The following is a 20,683-nucleotide window of genomic DNA, read 5'->3' on the forward strand; positions in this document are numbered from 1 at the left end:
AGTCTAGCTGCCGATGCTGACCGTCATCCCGCGGCGTGCCAGCTCGACCGGCCCGTCGTAGTACCGACGCGCTCCACGCAGTGCCCCCTCCGGGTCACCCCACGGTGGGATGTGGGTGATGATCAGTCGACCCACGCCCGCCTCTGCCGCAGCCTGGCCTGCCTCTTCGCCGGACAGGTGCATCTGCGGCGGATTATTGCCGTCGTCACGTTCGCCCCAGGTCGCCTCACACAGCAGGACGTCGGCCCCGGCGGCCAGTGCTGCAAGGTGGCCGGTGGCGGCGGTGTCGCCGCTGTAGACCAGGGAGGAGCCGTCCTGCTCCTCCACCCGGATCATGTAGGACTCGGTCGGGTGCACCGCCGGCGCCGCGTACAGGACCGTCGCACCAATGTGGTGGGCCGGGTACACCGTTCCCTGTGAGATGTCGTCGAACGCCACCGGCGCATCCTGCAGAACAGGAGCATGCCAGGAGTGCACGTCCAGGATGTCGGAGAAGTCGTCGACCTGGGACGGGTGGTCGGCGGAGGCCCGCCCGAGATGCAGGGCGGAGATCGACGGACCGAGCAGGGTGTGGCGGGTCGCTGCTGCCTGTGTGGGGTGGAAACGCTGCCAGACCACGAGGGACGGGAAATCCGAGCAATGGTCGGGGTGCAGGTGGGAGAAGATGACGTCGACGCTACCCGGGGACCCCAGGGACTCGAGCTGCGCGAGCACTCCCGGACCCACATCCATGAGGATCTCCCGCCCGTCGGCCATCCGCAGAAGATAGCCGGAGGCGGGGTTGTCAGGAGCAGAGAGGCTCCCGGAGCATCCCAGAATGGTCATGTCCATGACAGATATTGTTACATGACCCATGCCGGAAACTGGGAGTCAGGCAGTGATTCTCAGTGATTCTCCCAGTTTTGCCGGCGCAGTTCCCCTAACGCAGCATCTCCGGAATCTTGCTGACACCGGCCACCGACGGCCCCAGAAACCGGGAGGCCAGACTGGCGAAGCGGGCGGGGTCCCCGGTGGACTCGAAGGTCAGCTCGGGAGCCGTCCCCGGTACGGGTTCGGCGAGGAGATCATTCTCCGACAGGCTGCGGTACACCATCTTGGCGGTCTCCTCCGCCGAGGACACCAGCGTGACGTCCTCCCCCATCACCAGCTGAATCACGCCGGTGAGCAGTGGATAATGGGTGCATCCGAGAACCACGGTGTCCACCCCGGCGTCCTTCAACGGTTCCAGATAGGTTTCCGCCAGCCCCAGCAGCTGGCGTCCGGAGGTGATGCCTCGTTCAATGAAGGGCACGAACTGCGGGCACGCCTGCGCAACGACCTCCACGTTCGGGCTCGCGGCGAACAGGTCCTGGTAGGCCCCGGAGGTGACCGTAGCCTGCGTCCCGATGACACCGATGCGGTTGTTCCGGGTCACCGACACCGCCCGGCGCACCGCCGGCAGGATCACTTCGACGACAGGGATGGGGTAGCGCTCACGGGCGTCCCGCAGGAATGCTGCGGAGGCGGAGTTGCAGGCGACCACGATCATCTTGCATCCGCGTTCCACGAGCTGGTCGGCGATCGCGGTGGCGAGTTGCCGCACGGTGGCCAGGGGTTTGTCACCGTAGGGTGAGTTGGCTGTGTCCCCGATGTAGATCACCGATTCGCCGGGCAGCTGGTCGATGATGGAGCGTGCCACGGTCAACCCGCCGACCCCGGAGTCGAAGATCCCGACGGGCGCTGTGGCGGCTGGTGCGGCGGTCACCGGAGAGAGGTCGTTCATGACGTCCGAGTCTAGTGCGGCCGCCCCTGCCCGGTGGGACTGGATACGACAACCTACCCCGCAGATCACACCTTCGCGTCCACGGCCTTAGCCTGCCGACGGTGCTTCACCGCCGGACGTCCTGCACCCCAGGCGGTCATCGCCCCACCGACTCCGCCGAAGAGGTGCCCCTGCCAGCTCACTCCGGGCTGATTAGGCAGGATTCCCCAGAACAGGCCCGCGTAGACCACGAGGACCACGATGCCGAGCAGGATCTCGGGGATGCTGCGGGTGAAGAAGCCGCGTACGGCGAGGAACACCGCCCACCCGTAGATCAGGATGGATGCCCCCACATGCACGGTGTTCTCACCGCCGAAGAAGAACACACCGACGCCGGCAACGATGGTCGTCACGATCGTAGACGCCCACACCGCCTTCTGCCCCGACAGGGCGACGAGGAACAGCAGGACTGCCACGGCCGGCGTATTGGCGATCAGGTGGGAGAAGTTGACGTGGATGAACGGTGCCGGGACGATCCCCCAGAAACGGGAGAAGTCCAGCGGGTGAATGCCGAACGAGACGAGGCGGTTGCCGGAGGCCCAGTTGATGATCTGGACAGCCCACAGCACGGCGAGGAACACCAGCGTGGTGACCAGCGCCTGCCCGAACCGGCCACGGTCGCGGAAACGGGTTTTGCCAGATGTCGCAGAGGTTGCAGGTGATGTCCCGGTCATGGTTCTCCTCAGGTGGTTCCGGTCATGATGTCACGCCACGAGGGGACGTCGAAGGCGGTCTCGGCGGCGAGGACGGCGCGCACGAGGGCCCGTTCGGTGCAGGATGCCGCTGCGGCACAGAGCATCGCCAGGTCGGTGGTACCGACGCCGGTGCGGGCCCCGCGCGGTGCCAGGGCAAAGAACGTGTCACCATCCATCGGCAGGTGTGACGGGCGGACGGCCCGGGCCAGGCCGTCGTGGGCGGCCATGGCAAGTCGCTCGGCCTGGGGTTTGTTCACGGCAGCGTCAGTGGCGACGACACCGATGGTCGTGTTCAACGGTGACGGTCCTGACGCGGTCATCTTGGTTCCGCCGATGCCGCGGGCAAGGATCGCGCGCAGGCCCTCGGCCGTCGGCTCAGGAACGTCGCCAGAACCGTTACGACCGCTTTCTGCGGTTGTCCCCCAGAGTCGTCCTGTCACCGGATCAACGACAGAGCCGGCAGCGTTGGCGACCACCCCGGCCGCGACGGTAGCGCTGTCCCCACCGGGAAGCCGGACGGTTTCGCTGGCCTGCCCGAACCCTCCTTTCACGGCTCCGGCTGTCGCGGCGAGCCCGGCGCCGACGTTTCCGGCCCGCATCCCGGCGGAACCCGTCCCGTCCACGGCACTGTCACCGAAAGCGTCTGCGACCGCCCGACGGCCCGTCTCCGCGGTCGGCCGGGAGGCGGGGTCGCCGACGGGCAGGTCGAAGATCACTGCCGCCGGGACGATCGGCACGATCAGGGACGGGGCAGCCTCCCCCAGAACCTGCAGTCCGATACCGCGATCCTCCAGCTCCGCCATCACTCCGCCCGCGGCGTCCAGGCCGAACGCTGAACCGCCGCACAGAGCGACAGCGTGCACGGACTCGACTGTGTTCGACGGTGCAAGCAGGTCGGTCTCTCTGGTTCCCGGTCCTCCCCCACGGACATCCACCGCTGCCACAGCGCCGTCCGGGCACACGACGACGCTGACGCCGGAACTGTCGACCTCGGCGTGCCCCAGAAACAGTCCCGGCACATCAAGGAGCGTGTCCGTCGTCGGCTCATTCATCGGGAACATCCGTCGGCCCGACCATGGCGGTGAGCAGGCTGTCCTGGTGGTACCCGAGCCATTCGAGGTAATTCTCCGTCGCCGCGATCTCCCCGGCGCGGCCGGAACCGTTCGTGCTGTCTGGTCCGTCCGCCTGATCACTGCGTTCCTGTTCGAGCCGACCGTGGTGGTAGGCGCGGATGTCGGTGAGGGCACCGAGCCAGGAGTTGGTCTGCTCAGCCGTGAGACTGACATGCACTGACCCGTCCGGTCCGAGCATCTCGCTGACCAGACGCAGATTCATCAGCTTCCCTTTGATGATGTCGGTCTCATTGAACTGGCGGGAGACACCAGCTTCCCCGTCGACCTCTTCGTCCCCGTCCCGGAAGAACGACGGCAGCATCGCGGCCAGTACCGGATCAGCCGGGGCGTCGGTGTGTCCGGACGGCAGGCCGGTCATCTCGGCGAGATCGTCCTTCGGCGCGGATCGAGCGCGCCCGATGAGGAGTTCCCCGACGGTGGCGGCGCTGTTGCCGAGCATCTCGCGTTCCATCGGTTCCAGCTCGGTGATGTACCTGACGCCGCGCATCAGGCCCTTCTTCTTCACCCACGGTTTCATGGTTTATCCGTCATCCTTCCGCCCGCTGCATGGTGGCCCACAGGCCCGCCGTCTGCAGCTTCTTGACGTCCCCCTCGACTTTGTCGCGCTCGCCGGAACTGACAATGGCCTTGCCCTCGTTGTGGACCTTCATCATCAGTTCGGTCGCGCGTTTCCTGGAGTAGCCCAGGACGGTCTGGAAAACATAGGTCACGTAACTCATCAGGTTCACCGGGTCATCCCAGCAGATGCACTGCCAGGGAAGGTTGGCCTCCGTGAGGGAGTCGGGAAGCTGCTCTTCCACAGGAGTGACCGCCGGTGCGGCGGGAGCGGCAGGCGAAGTCATGGTGTCCAGACTACCGACTAGAATGGACGACCGTGACCCAGCACACCAACGAGCACGCCGCGACCCCTAACCCGTCGACCGCCCTGCTGACAGACATGTATGAACTGACGATGCTGCAGGCCTCGCTGCGGGACGGCTCCGCCGACCGGCAGTGCAGTTTCGAGGTCTTCACACGCCGACTGCCCAATGAGCGCCGCTACGGTGTCGTCGCCGGCACGGCTCGTGTGCTGGAGGCTGTGCGCGACTTCCGCTTCACCGACGACCAGCTCGCAGGTCTGGATTTCCTGGACGACAGGACGCGGGAGTATCTGCGGAACTTCCGCTTCTCCGGGCATATCGACGGCTACCGGGAGGGCGAGCTCTACTTCCCGAACTCCCCGATCCTGACCGTACGCGGTACTTTCGCTGAGACGGTGATCCTGGAGACGGTGATCCTGTCGATCCTCAACCATGATTCTGCGGTCGCGTCAGCCGCGGCTCGGATGGTGACCGCCGCAGAAGGGCGCCCCATCATCGAGATGGGGTCGCGGCGCACCCACGAGCAGTCGGCGGTGTCCGCGGCCCGCGCCGCCTACCTCGCCGGATTCCATTCCACGTCGAATCTCGAGGCAGCCTCGCGCTACGGGCTGCCCGCCGGAGGAACCAGCGCCCACGCCTGGACGTTGCTGCACGTCGATACAGACGGCAGGCCGGATGAGAAGGCCGCTTTCCGGTCCCAGATCGACGCCCAGGGTCCCGGCACCACGCTGCTGGTCGACACCTACGACATCACCCAAGGGGTGCGTCACGCGGTGGAGGTCGCCGGGACCGCACTGGGTGCGGTACGCATCGACTCCGGTGACCTGGGCGTCCTTGCCCGCCAGGTCCGTAACCAACTCGATGACCTCGGCGCCTATGACACGCGCATCGTGGTCTCCTCGGACCTCAACGAGTTCGCGATTGCCGCCCTGCGTAGCGAACCGGTGGACATCTACGGTGCCGGCACGTCCGTGGTGACCGGCTCGGGTGCGCCCACCGCGGGCCTGGTGTACAAGCTCACCTCGGTGGACGGCCACCCGGTGGCCAAGCGCAGCAGCCACAAGGCCAGCCACGGTGGTGCCAAACGCGCGCTACGGGCCTGCCGGGACACCGGCACCGCCGTCGAGGAAGTCGTCTACCCCTTCGACTCCGGCATGCCCGAGTTGGGCATCCTGCACCCCGTGGAGCTCACGATGCCGTTGGTCAGGAACGGTGAGGTAGTCGACGACCTGCCGAGCCTCGACGAGTCCCGCGACCATCTCGCGCGTCAGTTGGTGTCTCTGCCGTGGGAGGGCCTGGCCCTCTCCCGCGACGAGCCCGCCCTCAGCGTTCGTTTCGCCGGCCTGTGAACGATCAGCAGGAGCACACCCGGCAGCTGCTCGACAACGCCGTGGCGGCACTCGGCGGCTCCCGCCGGGACGGGCAACGGCGCATGGCAGCCGCAGTGTCGACGGCGATCTCCACCAAGCGGCATCTGGCGGTGCAGGCGGGCACCGGAACGGGTAAGTCCCTGGCTTACCTCGTCCCCTCCCTCCAGCACGCAGTGGGTGCCGGTGAACGGGTGGTGGTGTCCACCGCCACCATCGCACTGCAACGCCAGCTCGTCGACCGGGATCTTCCGCGAGTCACGGAAGCTTTGAAAGAAGACCTCGGACGTCGTCCGACCTTTGCGATCCTCAAGGGCCGCAACAACTACCTGTGCCTGAACCGTATCGGTGGTACGGGGGGCCTGGGCAACGCCGGAACCGAGGACGGTGCCGAGTCTCTCCTGGATGAGGCAGACGTCACCGCCACCGGTGCACAGGTCGCCCGGCTGCACGAGTGGGCGCAGGAGACCGAGGACGGCGACCGAGACACCTTGCCCCGCGGGGTCTCCGACCGCGCCTGGCGCCAGGTCAGCGTAACCAGTCGGGAATGTGTGGGCGCCACCCGCTGCCCCTTCGGCGACCAGTGCTTCGCCGAAGCAGCCAAAGAGAAGGCCGCCCAGTCCGACGTGGTGGTGACCAACCACGCTCTACTGGCTATCGACGCCCTGTCGGAACAGTCCGTGCTGCCCAACCACGACACGGTGATCATCGACGAAGCCCATGAGCTGGAAGGGCGCATCACCTCGGTCGCCACCGAGGAGCTCTCCGGTGCCGCAGTCGCCATTCTCGCGCGTCGGTGTGAGAAGGTCGGTCCCGACGACTGCGCCTCCGAACTGCTCAGCGCGGGTGACACCTGGACCGCCGAGATAGAGGCGGCGGTCACCGCACACACCGCCCCCGACGGCCGGTGGACCAGCGTTCCTGCGACGCTCGTGGAGCCGCTGCACTCGCTGCGCGACGCCCTGTGGAAGACGCGGAGCAGGCTGCACGGCAGCGGTGGTACCGGCAGTGCGCCGGCCGGCTCCGGAAGTGGTGCCGACAATGACCCGGAGAAGACCGCCGAGATCTTCTCCTGTCTCTCCGCCTGCGAGGAAATGCACGACACCGTGGTGCGTATTCTCGAGGCCTCGCCCGCAGAGGCCGCCGGGGAATCTGGACTATCCGGGGCATCCGGGGCATCTGAATCTACAGAGCCGTCAGACTCACTCCTCGGCGAGGACGTCGTCTGGCTTTCCGGCGACCGGAACCGTCGCAGCGTCTACGTCGCTCCGCTGAGTGTGTCCGACCTACTTCGTGGCCGCCTGTTCGCCGACCAGACCGTGGTACTGACCTCGGCGACCCTGGCCCTCGGGGGACGGTTCACCTCGATGCTGGCTACGTGGGGGCTCGCTGCGTCGGCGTGCACCACCCTCGATGTAGGCACACCGTTTGAGCCCACCACCCACGGCATCCTTTACACGGCCCGCCACCTCCCACCGCCCGGCCGGGAGGGGACGTCACCGGAATCCATTGACGAACTCGCCCAGCTCGTCTCCGCAGCCGGTGGCAGAACCCTGGGTCTGTTCTCGTCCCGCCGGGCTGCGGAGAACGCGGCCACGGAACTACGCACCCTGGTCCCCTACGAGATTCTCTGTCAGGGTGACGACTCCCTCGGCGCACTGATCGACCGCTTCCGGAAAGAGCCGGAAACCTGCCTGTTCGGCACGTTGAGTCTGTGGCAGGGGGTGGACGTCCCGGGACCTTCACTGTCTCTGGTCGTCATTGACCGGATCCCGTTCCCACGGCCCGACGACCCCTTGTCGCAGGCGCGCAAGGAGGCCGTGGACTCCGCCGGACGAAGCGGATTCATGGAGATTGCTGCGACGCACTCGGCCCTGCTGATGGCACAGGGGGCGGGACGACTGCTGCGCGCCGCGGACGACCGCGGGGTCGTCGCCGTCCTCGACCAACGCCTGGTGACAAAGCGGTACGGTGCCTTCCTCCGTGCCTCGATGCCGGAGTTCTGGCAGACGGTCGACGGCGAAACTGTCCGGGGCGCGTTGCGTCGTCTGCGCGCCGACTGACCTTATCCCTCCTTCACCCCTCCTCGTTCTCCCCTCGCTCTCCCCTGACTCCCCCTTCCCTTCTCCTGGTCGCGCCACAGGGCGGGTGTGGCCGCCCGGGGGATTGTGGGCAGGGTCACGGACCGTGGCGGGTAGGATTGGCTGCGAACACATCTACCGGGACACGACGACCCCGAACTTTTTTGCGCAGGAGGACACACATGCCCGTCACGAGTGACCGTCCCGATGTCATCATCCCCGATGTCGGACTCCACGAGTACCTCTACGGCGACCTGTCCCCCGAGGACGAGGACCGCATCGCCATCGTCGACCTCGCCGGGGGCACGGAGACGTCGTACGCCACGCTGCGCAGCCACGTCGACTCCGTCGCCGGCTGGCTCTCCCGCCACGGTGTCGCAAAGAACGATGTCGTGGCCCTGCACTGCCCGAACTCCGTGGAGTTCATCGTCGCCGCGCACGCGGTGTGGCGTCTCGGCGCTGTGCTGACCCCGGTACCGCTTTTGGCGTCGCCCTCCACAGTCGCCGAGCAACTGCGCGACTCGCACGCCGTGATGCTGCTGACGCTGGCCGGTCTGGGGGACGGCGGCGAGGAGGCAGCGGAACTCGCGGGATTGCCCACTGACCGGCTGATCCGCCTCGACACCTCCCGAGGACTGAACCAGATGCTCGCGGAGCGCAATACTCCCCCGACCGTCTCCTTCGACCCGTCGACGCAGCTCGCAGCACTGCCCTATTCCTCCGGCACCACCGGTCTGCCCAAGGGAGTTCGTCTGACCCACCGCAACCTGGTGGCCAATATGGCCCAGGTCGAGAGCTCCGGCCCGGTGACCCGCGACGACGTGGTCTTCGGTGTGCTGCCTTTCTTCCATATCTACGGACTCTCCACCCTGGCCAATCTGGTGGTGCGGCTGCGGGCGCGGCTGCTCACCGTCCCCCGCTTCGAGCTGAACACCTTCCTGCGCAATCATCAGAAGCACGGGGTGACCTTCACGTTCATCGCGCCTCCGGTCGCGCTGGCTCTGGCCAAACACCCGGAGGTCGACAACTACGATCTCTCCGCACTCCGAGGGGTCTTGTCTGGTGCCGCCAGCCTGGACGAGGAACTCGCCACCGCCGTCGAGAAGCGTCTCGGCATCAACGTCTACCAGGGCTACGGTCTCACGGAGACCAGCCCCGTGACCCATGTGAACCTCGACAGGAATCTCTCCCTCGGGTCCGTCGGTCGACCGGTGGCCAACACCGAGCACAAACTGATCGACCCCGACTCAGGCAGCGAGATCCCCGTCCCGAGCGATGCTGGAGCACTGAGTGACGCCGGTGAACTGTGGGTCCGTGGCCCCCAGGTCATGGACGGGTACCTCAATAACCCGGAGGCCACCGCCGAGGCTCTGCCCGGTGACGGCTGGCTGCGTACCGGCGACCTCGCCCGTCAGGGGTCCGTCGGCGAAGTGTTTATCGTCGACCGTCTCAAGGAGCTGATCAAGTACAAGGGTTACCAGGTCCCGCCCGCCGAGCTTGAGGCCCTGCTGCTCACACACGACGCCGTCGCCGATGCGGCGGTGGTCGGGGTCGCCAATGACGACGGAGAGGAGATCCCGAAGGCTTTCGTCGTCGCCCGCGACAAGGACGCCGCTGGAGACGCCCTCAGCGACACACTGATCGCCTTCGTCGCCGAGCACGTGGAGCCCTACAAGAAGGTCCGGGCTCTCGAGTTCATCGAGGAGATCCCGAAGTCCGCGACCGGCAAGGTACTGCGTCGCTCGCTCCTCTGAGCCGGGTGCACCGCGGGCCGTCGCTCAGCCCCGGTCGAGTGACACCACGGTGACGGCGCCCGGGGCGACCTCGGTATAGCCCGCGTCATGCACGACGGCCGCACTGTCCCTGTGACCCCTGTGAGCAACGCGGCCGCCTGCACCGTCGCGCTCTCGCTGCTCAGCAGCAGCGCGACGGTCCGCGAAACGCTGCGCATCCACCTCACAGACATGCAGTGGGAATCCAGCCGCGCGCCATTCTCGGGCACGGTCCCGGTCCATGGCTGCGGCCAGCAGCATCGAACCGTGGGCGACCTGTGCCGCGGCCTTGCCCACGCTCATCCCCAGAGACGCGTCCACGTAGATCACCGGATGCTCATCACCTGCTGTCACGCTCTCGGCGTCGGCAGGAAGCGGCAGATCCACCCCCTCAATCTGGAGGCGGTTGATTGCTGCCGGGGTCTCCGTCACCGGGCACGGAGCGAAAGCACGTACCGACGCCGTGCCGACCGTGGCCGTCACCCCGGGCAGTGACTGCACATCCGACCACTTCTTGTTCCTGGCACGGCGTGCGACCTTCCGGATCCTGGCGCCGTACCACCGCATCAACGCGGAGGCGACCGCAGCCTCCTCCGGTTCGCTCTCTGGCCCCGGTCCCGTGCCAGACTCCGCACGCAGTTCAACTCCGGCGCGGTCGTCCAGGCACAGCGATACACAGGCGACAGCCGCCGCCTCCAACACATCTCGTCGGAGAGGACGGGGGTCGTGCGGAAGGTGCAGAACCAACGGCATCGCCTGGACGCTCATCGGATCATCCGGGTTCTCACCGTCCCGCTCCTCAAGGACGGTCCGCAGACGGTCATGGGCACGTTCGTAGGACACTCAACGCTCCAGCGGGACACGGCGGTAGCTACCGTCCTCGAGGTCTGCGGCGTCGATCTCCTCCCGGTCGATACCGAGCATGAAGAGAACTTCGTCGAGGAACGGATGATTGACCGTGGCATCGGCAACCTCGCGCAGAGCTGGTTTCGCGTTGAAGGCGATGCCCAGGCCAGCCACAGACAGCATCGCGATGTCATTGGCACCGTCCCCCACTGCAACGGTCTGGTGCAGCGCGATGCCGTTGGACCAGGCGAACTCCTTGAGGCTCTCAGCCTTGACGTCCCGGTCGATGACCTGCCCGATGACACGGCCGGTCAGCTTCCCGTCCTCGATCTCCAGGGTGTTTGCACGGTAGAAGTCGAGGCCAAGTTCCCGCGCGAGCGGTTCAAGGACCTGCACGAATCCGCCGGAGACCGCTCCGGTTCGGAACCCGAGACGTTTGAGTGTGCGAATCGTGGTCCGCGCCCCCGGCGTGAGTTGGATCATGCGGGAGACGTCGTCGATGACAGATGCGTCCAGCCCCTGCAACGCCTTGACCCGTTCATGAAGGGATTCGGAGAAATCGAGCTCGCCGCGCATGGCGCGCTCCGTGACTTCTGCGACTTCCGCCTCGCGACCGGCGTGGGCCGCGAGCATCTCGATGACTTCCTGCTGAATCAGCGTGGAATCGACGTCAAAACAAATCAGGCGAGGCGCACGACGGGTCAGCCCGGCTCGCTGGATGGCGATGTCTACGCCGGTGGCGTGGGACACGGTGGCGAGCGCCTGTCGCAGGGCGGCACTCCCCCCCGGGGTGGGATCTGCTGCGGTGACCTTGAGCTCGAGACCGGTGACCGGGTAGTCGGCGATACCGCGGATGCGGTCGATGTTCGCGCCATGGTCCACGAGTGTCTGGCCGATCGCGGAAATGTGCTCGGCGGTGACCGGGTTTCCGAGGACGATGACAGCGTGCGTGGAGCGTGCGCGACTTCCTTCGAGTTCGTCGTCAACGTCGAGGGTGACGGTCATCTCGCGGCCGGAGAGTTCATCGGTCAGCGCCTGACGCATCGCCTCGGTACTGCCGGCGACGACGCCGATGTACGCGGCGAGGTTGAGCGTGCCTCGGAAGTTTGCCTGTTCAACATCCAGGAGCTGGACTCCGTGGTCGGCGAGGATGCGGAAGAAATCCGCGGAGACTCCGGGGGCGTCCGGACCGGTGACGGTGACAACGCCGGGGGAAAGTCCGGGGGCGAGGCTGACGGTGAGGTGACGGGAGGAATTCGGCTGGTCCACGGAACTCATTGTCTCATGGACGGGCGCAGACGAGAACAGCCGCACCCCGCGTAGTTGGGGTGCGGCTGTGACGACGGGAGAACGTCTAGAAGTGGCGTCCGACGTGGGCTTCCTCGCGGGCGGTCTTCACCATGTGCGGGTGATGCAGCTCGAAGGCGGGACGCTCCGAACGGATCTTCGGCATCGACGTGAAATTGTGCCGCGGCGGCGGACAGGACGTCGCCCACTCCAGCGAATTACCGTAGCCCCACGGATCATCCACGGTGACGACCTCACCGTAACGCCAGGACTTGAACACGTTCCAGACGAACGGCAACACCGAGATACCCAGAATCAGCGCGCCGATGGTGGAGATCTGGTTCAACAGGGTGAACCCGTCGGAATCCAGGTAGTCAGCGTAACGACGCGGCATGCCCATGTTGCCCAGCCAGTGCTGCACCAGGAAGGTGGTGTGGAACCCGATGAAGGTCAGCCAGAAGTGGATCTTGCCCAACTTCTCGTCCAGCATGCGACCGGTGATCTTCGGAAACCAGAAGTACACGCCAGCGAAGGAACCGAAGGCAACCGTTCCGTAGAGCACGTAGTGGAAGTGCGCGACCACGAAGTAGGTGTCCGACAGGTGGAAGTCCAGCGCCGGCGACGCCAACATCACACCGGTGAGACCACCGAACAGGAACGTGGCGAAGAAACCGACCGCGAAGATCATCGGCGTCTCAAAGGTGATCCGGCCCTTCCACATCGTGCCCAGCCAGTTGAAGAACTTCATACCGGTCGGCACGGCAATCAGGAAGGTCATGAAACTGAAGAACGGCAGCAGCACCGCACCGGTGACGAACATGTGGTGCGCCCACACCGCCAACGACAACGCCGCAATCGACAGGGTGGCGAACACCAGGCCGACATAGCCGAACATCGGTTTACGGGAGAACACCGGGAAGATCTCCGAGACGATGCCGAAGAACGGCAGGGCCAGCACGTAGACCTCGGGGTGGCCGAAGAACCAGAACAGGTGCTGCCACAGGATCGCGCCACCGTTGGCCGAGTCGTAGATGTGTCCACCCAGCAGGCGGTCGTAGAGCACACCGAGCGCCGCAGCGGTCAGCAACGGGAAAATCAGCAGCGCCAGCAGGGAGGTCACCAGGACGTTCCAGGTGAAGATCGGCATGCGGAACATCGTCATACCCGGTGCACGCAGGCACAGGATCGTGGTGATCATGTTGACGGCCGCGGCAATACTGCCGACGCCGCCGACGCCGACGCCGATGATCCACAGGTGCGAGCCCACGCCCGGGGAGTGGATGGCGTCGGCCAGGGGCATGTACATCGTCCAGCCGAAGTCCGCGGCACCACCGGGGGTCAGGAAGCCGGTGAGCATGATGATGCCGCCCCAGGTGGTCAGCCAGAAGCCGAAGGCGTTGAGCCGGGGGAAGGCGACGTCTGGCGCGCCGATCTGCAGAGGCATGATGTAGTTCGCAAAACCCCAGACAATCGGGGTACCGAACAGCAGCAGCATGATGGTGCCGTGCATGGTGAACAGCTGGTTGAACTGCTCATTGGACAGGAACTGCAGACCCGGGTGGAAGAGCTCCACGCGGATCAGCAGCGCCATGAGACCACCGATGCCGAAGAAGATGAAGGCAGTGATGATGTACATGATGCCGAGCTGTTTGTGGTCAGTCGTGGTCAGCAGTGTCCACGCATGACCACCCTTCTTCGACTTACCACCTTGAGGAGCAGGCCGAGCTGGGGAGACCGGTTGGTCTTCCCTGGGCGCTACTGCGGTCATTCAATCCTCCTGACTACGCGGTGCCGTTCGTCGGGACGGCACCCAATGAATGAGCTGCACAGCGGGCACCCGGTGGCGTTGAACGTCACCCGTCACGGGGCCACCCGCGCAGACTGGGACCAATACTAATCGGTTGGAGCCGGCTTTAATAGCCGGAGCCCCCCATCGCCCCCTTGTTGACGCGATCGGGGGTGCACTACTCTGCCCACTGCCCCGACACCCGGCACACCGGCGCCCGGTTCCCCTCGCGGGGAGCGGAGGCGGATGCCGTGGACACAGGAGCAACAGCCAGTGAAAACAGTGGCATATCGGACGCCGCCTGAAGACTCTAGAAAGCCCAGTCGTCGTCGTTGGTGTTCTCCGCCTTGCCGATCACGTAGCTCGACCCGGACCCGGAGAAGAAATCGTGGTTTTCGTCACCACCAGGGTTCAGCGACGACAGGATGGAGGGCGAGACATTGGTCTCATCATCCGGGAACAGACCCTCATACCCGAGATTGTTCAACGCCTTGTTGGCGTTGTACCGGAGGAACCGCTTGACGTCCTCGGTCCATCCGAGATCGTCGTAGATGTCTTCGGTGTACTGGCACTCGTTGTCATAGAGCTCGAATACGAGCTCGAACGTGTGCTCCTTGAGCTCCTGCTGCCGCTCGGCGGACACCTTCTCCAGGCCCCGCTGGTACTTGTAGCCGATGTAGTAGCCGTGCACCGCTTCATCGCGGATGATGAGTCGGATCAGGTCAGCGGTATTGGTGAGCTTGGCATGCGACGACCAGTACATCGGAAGGTAGAACCCCGAGTAGAAGAGGAAGGACTCCAGCAGGGTGGAGGCGATCTTCTTCTTCAGCGGGTCCTCACCCCGGTAGAAGTTGAGAATGATGTCGGCCTTGTCCTGGAGGTTCTTGTTCTCCTCGGACCACCGGAAAGCGTCGTTGATTTCTGGAGTCGACGCCAGCGTCATGAAGATCGATGAATACGACTTGGCGTGCACGGACTCCATGAAGGCGATGTTGGTGTAGACCGCCTCCTCGTGCGGGGTGATCGAATCGGGGATCAGGCTTGTCGCACCCACCGTGCCCTGGATGGTGTCCAGCATCGTCAGACCGGTGAAGACACGCATCGTCGCCTGCTTCTCGGTCTCGGTCAGCGTTCCCCAGCTCTGGATGTCATTGGAGAGCGGGACCTTCTCCGGAAGCCAGAAGTTACCGGTCAACCGGTCCCACACCTCGAGATCCTTATCATCGGGGATGGTGTTCCAGTTGATTGCGGTGACTGGCCCGCCCTGAGCGTGATGAATGGGCGAGTGCGGCTGCCGGGACGTTGTCATGTACCTCTCCTGAGGGGCGAGTGATGAAGCCTTCAGTGCCCGCCGGGACCAGACTCACCGGGACAACCGACGGACACAAGTGACCGCCATCCTAGCTCCGAAATGCACCCCACGCGAACGTCCCCGACGGCACCGTCCCCACACTCGACGCGGCATCGACAGCACCGCTCGCACCCCCCCCCAATGGGGGTATTTTATGCAAGGTCATACTAAGCCGGAGCAAAAGGTGCTACAGCTCCGGAACGGGCGGAACATCCTCCGACCCGCCGCCATAACCTTCACTACCTGCGGAAATACGTCCACCGCCAGGATAGTAGAGGCAACGCATATTTAGGGCAGACACGCCTTTTCACCTGCACATATAATCGGTTGGTTAGCCTGAACTGGCTAGAGAAAGGTTAAACCGATTAGTACCGTTTCAGCCATGAGCATCAACGAGAAGTTCCAGGAAGCCGTCAACAAGCAGGTCGTCGCCGAGCACCAGGCCGCCCTCATCTACACCCAACTGTCCTACGAGATGGACCGTCTCTCCTTCCTCGGCATGCGCGACTGGTTCCGCGCCCAGGCAGCCGAAGAGCGTGAGCATGCCGCCAAGTTCGCCGAGCACCTCCTCGACCGCGAGGCTCGCATCGACCTCACCGACATCGAGCTGCCGTCCCTGAAGGTCGCCACTCCGCTGGATGCCTTCGAGGCTGCGCTGGCCCACGAGCAGAAGGTCTCCGAGATGATCCGTAACCTCGCCCGCACCGCGGACGAGACCGGTGACATCGACTCCCGCCAGCTGATCAATTTCTTCCTGGCTGAGCAGATCGAGGAAGAGTCCTCCGTCAACGACATCATCGACTGGATCAAGACCGTCGGCAACGACGGCTCCGGGCTGCTGCGCATCGATGCCAAGCTCGGCGGTCGCGACGGAGAATAGTCTCTCCCGCGTTACCTGCTGGCCCACCTGACACGGACACCCTGGGTCGGCTCTGAACTTCAGAGCCGACCCAGGGTGTCCGTGTCGCACCGGCCGATACGACCCGTCGGGCCGTGGATGCTAGAGCATGCAGCTCACGCAGCCTTCGACCTCGGTGCCTGCCATGGCAGTCTGGCGCAGTCGAATGTAGTACAGGGTCTTGATGCCCTTGCGCCAGGCGTAGATCTGGGCCTTATTAATGTCACGCGTCGTCACCGAGTCCTTGAAGAACAACGTCAACGACAGCCCCTGGTCCACGTACTTCGTGGCCACAGCGTAGGTGTCGATGATCTTCTCGTAGCCGATCTCGTAGGCGTCCTCGAAGTACTCGAGGTTGTCGTTGTCCATGTGGGGCGCCGGGTAGTAGACCCGGCCGATCTTGCCCTCCTTGCGGATCTCGATCTTCGACGCGATCGGGTGGATCGACGACGTGGAGTTGTTGATGTAGGAGATCGATCCCGTCGGCGGCACAGCCTGCAGGTTCCGGTTGTACAGTCCGTCTGCCATCACCGCTGCCTTCAGTTCAGCCCAGTCCTCGCTGGTGGGGACGTGGATCGAGGATCCCTCGATGATGGCCGCGACCTTCTCGGTGCGAGGCTGGAAGGCCGCCGGGTCGTACGCGTCGAAGAACGCGCCGGAGGCGTAGTCGGAGTTCTCGAAGTTTCGGAACTTCGTCCCACGCTCACGGGCGATGGCATTGGACGCCTTGAGGCACTCGTACATCACCGCGGCGAAGTAGACGTTGGTGAAGTCCAGTCCTTCGTCTGACCCGTAGTGGATGTGCTCGCGCCCGAGGAATCCGTGCAGGTTCATCTGTCCCAGCCCGATGGCATGGGAACCGTCATTGCCCTCCCGGATCGACGGCACCGAATCGATGGCGGTCTGGTTGGAGACCGCGGTGAGACCACGGATGGCAGTCGCGATAGTCCGGGAGAAGTCCTCGGAATCCACCGCAGCGGCAATGTTCAACGACCCCAGGTTGCAGGAGATGTCCTCGCCAACGTGGGAGTAGGTCAGATCATCGTTGAACTCGCTGGGGGTGGAGACCTGGAGAATCTCCGAACACAGGTTGGAGTGCGTGATGCGCCCCTCGATCGGGTTCGCCTTGTTCACGGTGTCCTCGAACATGATGTACGGGTAACCGGACTCGAACTGGATCTCGGCGAGGGTCTGGAAGAACTGGCGGGCGTTGATCTTCTTCTTGCGGATCCGCGGATCCTCGACCATCTCCTCGTAGTGCTCAGTCACGGAGATATCAGCGAAGGGGCGCCCGTAGATGCGTTCCACGTCGTACGGGGAGAACAGGTACATGTCGTCATTACGCTTGGCGAGCTCGAAGGTGATGTCCGGGATGACGACACCCAACGACAGCGTCTTGATCCGGATCTTCTCGTCGGCGTTCTCACGCTTGGTGTCAAGGAACTTCATGATGTCCGGGTGGTGGGCGTTCAGGTACACCGCACCTGCCCCTTGACGCGCACCGAGTTGGTTGGCGTACGAGAAGGAGTCTTCGAGCAGCTTCATCACGGGGATCACACCGGACGACTGGTTCTCGATGTGCTTAATCGGTGCCCCGGTCTCACGCAGGTTGCTCAGCAGCAGCGCCACACCGCCGCCACGCTTGGACAACTGCAGCGCGGAATTGATGGAACGACCAATGGACTCCATGTTGTCCTCGATGCGCAACAGGAAGCACGACACCGGCTCGCCTCGTTGCGCCTTGCCGATGTTCAGGAAGGTCGGCGTCGCCGGCTGGAACCGGCCGCCGATGATCTCGTCAACGAGATGACCGGCCAGCTCGATGTCGCCGTCTGCCAGGCCCAGTGCGACCATGCACACCCGGTCCTCGTAGCGCTCAAGGTACCGACGTCCGTCGAAGGTCTTCAGCGTGTAGGACGTGTAGTACTTGAAAGCGCCGAGGAAGGTCTTGAAGCGGAACTTGTGAGAGTATGCGCGCTTGAACAGCGCCTTAATGTCGGCGAACTCGTACTTGCCGAGCACCTCCGGGTCGTAGTACTTGTTGTCGACCAGGTAGCCGATCTTCTCTTCCAGGTCGTGGAAGTAGACGGTGTTCTGGTTGACGTGCTGCAGGAAGTACTGGTTGGCAGCTTCACGGTCCTTGTCGAACTGGATCTGACCGTCGGCATCGTACAGATTGAGCAGTGCGTTGAGCTGGTGATAGTCCAGCTGATCGGCCTGCTGGACCGGCTCTGCGACGGTCTTCCCGAGATCGGTGGTCATGGCTCTCCCCGTTGTGAAAAAGATGGTGTGTCTGTCTGTCTGTGTCTGTCTATGTCTACTGGAGTCGTCGGCCTATGTCATGCCACGGCCTCCCAGCGGCCGTCCTGCCGGAGCGCATCCTCGAAGTCGGACAATCCTTCGCAGACCCGGGCGACATCCGTCGGCGTCCCCATCAGTTCGAACCGGTAGAGATAAGGGACACCACACTTCTCGGCGATGACCTCACCTGCCCTGCAGAAGTCCTCACCGAAGTTCAGGTTGCCCGATGCGATGACTCCCCGGAGATGGGCACGGTTCGACGGATCATTGAGAAAGCGGATGACCTGCTTGGGAACAGGCCGGGAGTTGTCGCCGGTGATAGATGCTCCCCCACCGTATGTCGGGCAGATCAGGACGAAAGGCTCGTCCACGGTCAGGGCGGGTTCTGTACGCCGCAGCGGGATCCTGGCTGCGGGCAAGCCCAGCTTACGGACGAAACGATCGGTGTTCCGGGTGGTGGAGGAAAAATAGACGATGAGCATGGGTGACTGTCCTTTCTATTTCTCTCTACTTCTCGACGAACCGAGCAGGAATGTACTTCAGGAAGGACGGGACCACCGCTACAGCGACGATGGTACCGACGACGACGAGGACGCCGCCGACGAGTGTCGCCGTGCCCGCCGTGAAGACCGAGCCCGCCCAACCGTGCAGCATGTCGGCCAACCGCGGGCCACCGGCGACCACGATCAGGAACACTCCCTGCAGACGCCCCCGCATGCGATCGTCCGCCGCCTCCTGGAGCATCGCCGAGCGTTGCACCGAGGAGAACATGTCGGCGACGCCGCCGATGACAAAGGCCACGACGGCGACCCAGGCCCACAGTCCGGCGCGTCCGTCGGCGAGATTGACAGCGAGGCCCATGACGATGATCGCGACACCCCAGCAGAGCACGGACACCACGATGCCTGCTCCCTGATGACGCAACCGTGTCACGGCTCCGGAGAAGACCCCGCCAAGCACGGCACCCAGGGGTACAGCCGCGAAGAGCAGCGCATAGAAGAGCCCTCCGTCACCGGCCTCACCGAAGTCCACGGTGGAGATCTGGGGAATCAATGCCCGCGGCATGCCGAACACCATGGCGATGAGATCGATGACGAAGCTCATCAACAGGATCGGCATGGCAGCCAAGTAGATGAAGCCCTCGGCGATGCTGCGGAACCCGGGAGTGCGTCGACGAGAAGCCGTCGCGCCTGCCGCATCCGACGAGTCCCCGAGGTCCGGAGGCAGCGCCGGGAGTTTCGCCACAGCCCACAACGTCGCCGCCAGACAGAAAGCGTCGAGCAGGTAGAGCAAGGCGAAACCGGTCACCGGGATCAGCAGACCGCCGAGGATCGGACCGACGATGGCACCGGCCTGCTGGACCGTCATGTTCAGGGACACCGCCGCAGCGATGGACCCCTCCGGGACGATACGTGCGGTGATCGCAGTTCGCGTCGGCTGGTTGACGGCGAAGAACGCCTGCTGGAGAGCGAAGATGCTCAACAGCAGCCAGACATTGTCGACACCGGCGGCCGCCTGCGCCCAGAACGCAACGGCGGTGACAATCAGACCGATCGTCGTGATCATCAGCAGACGACGCCGGTCCATCATGTCCGCCAACGCGCCACCGTAGAGGCCGAAGATGATCAGTGGAACCAGGCCGAAAGCGCCGGCCAGTCCCACATAGCCCGAACTGCCGGTGATCGAATAGATCTGCGCGGGAACGACGATGACATTGAGCTGGGCGCCGATCACCGTAACGATATTGGCAGTCCATAACCGGCGGAAATGCGGTGACTGCAGTGGCGTGGTGTCGGCCAGAATCGACCGGAAGGCCATCCTGCCCGAACGGCGTGCAGAGCGCGAAGCCATGAAAACACCACTCCAGGGGGTTCGTTATCTAGCGGTCAGACATAAAAAAGGAGGAAGGACGCTGCACATCGCAGCCTCCTTCCCCGACGGTGTTCCAGCCCCTCGGGGCCCGGATCAGGCCGCTGCTGCGTCCAGTGCCTTGATGCGGTCAGGACGGAAGCCCGACCAGTGGGCATCCTCAGTGACGACGACCGGGGCCTGCAGGTGGCCGAGTGCCATGACGTAGTCACGGGCTTCGTCGTCGAGGCTGATGTCGACCATCTCGTAGTCAAGCCCGGCCTTGTCGAGAGCCCTCTTGGTAGCGGTGCACTGGACGCAGGCGGGCTTGGTGTAGACGGTGATCATCGAGGCACTCCCTGGAAAATAATGGTGGACTGTTCTGCGGTGAGGGGCCCGGTTCAGCGGGGTCACCGGGAAGCCCGGGGCCACGCCCCTTCCGGGCTGATGACGACGACACTACACCGGAATCAGAGCGGCACACAACCCATTTCCCCACGAGATATTGGGGTAACTACATCGGTGAAATACAACATGTAGTAGTTACAAGTCGGGTATTCGCAGGTGGCTGAGCGGTGCCGACACTACATGTTGGGCCGAAAAATCACCGTTGTAATTCCATCCGTGGGTGTCCCCTTCTCCGCACACGAAGAACCC

General features: G+C 64.4%; 18 protein-coding genes. 4 read left to right on the forward strand and 14 right to left on the reverse strand.

Translation table 11 applies throughout. The features are described 5' to 3' along the window. Positions 1-3: 3 nt before the first annotated feature. From CGLY_RS12435 to clpS, 6 genes are all read right to left on the reverse strand, one after another. The gene (locus CGLY_RS12435; RefSeq protein ID WP_038549851.1) at positions 4-831 is read right to left on the reverse strand and encodes an MBL fold metallo-hydrolase; all 828 of its coding nucleotides are present in this window, start codon (positions 829-831) and stop codon (positions 4-6) included. Between the two features lie 88 nt (positions 832-919). Then, on the reverse strand, positions 920-1,762 hold the full coding sequence (gene murI, locus CGLY_RS12440; RefSeq protein WP_038549854.1) for a glutamate racemase: 843 nt from the start codon (positions 1,760-1,762) through the stop codon (positions 920-922). 65 nt (positions 1,763-1,827) lie between these two features. Then, positions 1,828-2,475, reverse strand: a complete 648-nt coding sequence (locus tag CGLY_RS12445) for a rhomboid family intramembrane serine protease (protein WP_052540161.1) — start codon at positions 2,473-2,475, stop codon at positions 1,828-1,830. A gap of 8 nt (positions 2,476-2,483) precedes the next feature. Next, entirely contained in the window at positions 2,484-3,548 is a 1,065-nt protein-coding gene (locus CGLY_RS12450; protein WP_227590270.1) for a P1 family peptidase, read from the reverse strand. Continuing rightward, positions 3,541-4,146 carry a DUF2017 domain-containing protein gene (locus tag CGLY_RS12455; RefSeq protein ID WP_038549861.1) on the reverse strand — a complete coding sequence of 202 codons (606 nt, stop codon included), beginning with the start codon at positions 4,144-4,146 and terminating at the stop codon, positions 3,541-3,543. Before CGLY_RS12455 ends, CGLY_RS12450 begins: the two co-directional genes overlap by 8 nt. A 10-nt stretch (positions 4,147-4,156) precedes the next feature. Further along, positions 4,157-4,471, reverse strand: coding sequence for an ATP-dependent Clp protease adapter ClpS (gene clpS / locus CGLY_RS12460; RefSeq protein ID WP_038549864.1), 315 nt, complete (start codon positions 4,469-4,471; stop codon positions 4,157-4,159). A gap of 95 nt (positions 4,472-4,566) precedes the next feature. Between clpS and CGLY_RS12465 the strand changes: the two genes are divergently transcribed. The 3 genes from CGLY_RS12465 to CGLY_RS12475 all read left to right on the forward strand — a co-directional run bounded on the left by CGLY_RS12465 (position 4,567) and on the right by CGLY_RS12475 (position 9,691). Next, positions 4,567-5,838, forward strand: coding sequence for a nicotinate phosphoribosyltransferase (locus CGLY_RS12465; protein WP_052540933.1), 1,272 nt, complete (start codon positions 4,567-4,569; stop codon positions 5,836-5,838). Next, the gene (locus tag CGLY_RS12470) at positions 5,835-7,919 is read left to right on the forward strand and encodes an ATP-dependent DNA helicase (protein ID WP_038549871.1); all 2,085 of its coding nucleotides are present in this window, start codon (positions 5,835-5,837) and stop codon (positions 7,917-7,919) included. Before CGLY_RS12465 ends, CGLY_RS12470 begins: the two co-directional genes overlap by 4 nt. A 200-nt stretch (positions 7,920-8,119) precedes the next feature. Further along, positions 8,120-9,691 (forward strand): AMP-binding protein, encoded by a 1,572-nt coding sequence (locus tag CGLY_RS12475; RefSeq protein ID WP_038549874.1) that lies wholly within the window; start codon positions 8,120-8,122, stop codon positions 9,689-9,691. Positions 9,692-9,715: 24 nt separating this feature from the next. On the opposite strand, the gene CGLY_RS12480 is transcribed toward CGLY_RS12475, so the two are convergent. The 4 genes from CGLY_RS12480 to nrdF form a co-directional block, all read right to left on the reverse strand. Next, a complete protein-coding gene (locus tag CGLY_RS12480) occupies positions 9,716-10,552 on the reverse strand; it encodes an aminoacyl-tRNA hydrolase (RefSeq protein ID WP_052540163.1) in 837 nt (278 codons plus the stop codon). Further along, a complete protein-coding gene (gene serB / locus CGLY_RS12485) occupies positions 10,553-11,833 on the reverse strand; it encodes a phosphoserine phosphatase SerB (RefSeq protein ID WP_038549876.1) in 1,281 nt (426 codons plus the stop codon). Between the two features lie 76 nt (positions 11,834-11,909). After that, positions 11,910-13,610 (reverse strand): aa3-type cytochrome oxidase subunit I, encoded by a 1,701-nt coding sequence (gene ctaD, locus CGLY_RS12490; protein WP_038549880.1) that lies wholly within the window; start codon positions 13,608-13,610, stop codon positions 11,910-11,912. Between the two features lie 328 nt (positions 13,611-13,938). Beyond that, the gene (gene nrdF, locus CGLY_RS12495) at positions 13,939-14,937 is read right to left on the reverse strand and encodes a class 1b ribonucleoside-diphosphate reductase subunit beta (RefSeq protein WP_038549881.1); all 999 of its coding nucleotides are present in this window, start codon (positions 14,935-14,937) and stop codon (positions 13,939-13,941) included. A 424-nt stretch (positions 14,938-15,361) separates the two neighbouring features. On the opposite strand from nrdF, the gene CGLY_RS12500 reads away from it, so the two are divergent. After that, positions 15,362-15,859: a ferritin gene (locus CGLY_RS12500; RefSeq protein WP_038549883.1), complete on the forward strand. Its 498-nt coding sequence runs from the start codon at positions 15,362-15,364 to the stop codon at positions 15,857-15,859. Between the two features lie 120 nt (positions 15,860-15,979). Here CGLY_RS12500 and nrdE read toward each other — a convergent pair whose 3' ends face one another. From nrdE to nrdH, 4 genes are all read right to left on the reverse strand, one after another. Further along, entirely contained in the window at positions 15,980-18,139 is a 2,160-nt protein-coding gene (gene nrdE / locus CGLY_RS12505) for a class 1b ribonucleoside-diphosphate reductase subunit alpha (protein ID WP_038549884.1), read from the reverse strand. Positions 18,140-18,216: 77 nt separating this feature from the next. After that, positions 18,217-18,660 carry a class Ib ribonucleoside-diphosphate reductase assembly flavoprotein NrdI gene (nrdI, locus tag CGLY_RS12510; RefSeq protein WP_038549886.1) on the reverse strand — a complete coding sequence of 148 codons (444 nt, stop codon included), beginning with the start codon at positions 18,658-18,660 and terminating at the stop codon, positions 18,217-18,219. Between the two features lie 25 nt (positions 18,661-18,685). After that, positions 18,686-20,029 carry an MFS transporter gene (locus CGLY_RS12515; protein WP_227590271.1) on the reverse strand — a complete coding sequence of 448 codons (1,344 nt, stop codon included), beginning with the start codon at positions 20,027-20,029 and terminating at the stop codon, positions 18,686-18,688. Positions 20,030-20,143: 114 nt separating this feature from the next. Continuing rightward, positions 20,144-20,374, reverse strand: a complete 231-nt coding sequence (gene nrdH, locus CGLY_RS12520) for a glutaredoxin-like protein NrdH (RefSeq protein WP_038549888.1) — start codon at positions 20,372-20,374, stop codon at positions 20,144-20,146. Positions 20,375-20,683 lie beyond the last annotated feature (309 nt).

This window comes from Corynebacterium glyciniphilum AJ 3170 (assembly GCF_000626675.1).
Classification (GTDB): Bacteria; Actinomycetota; Actinomycetes; order Mycobacteriales; family Mycobacteriaceae; genus Corynebacterium; species Corynebacterium glyciniphilum.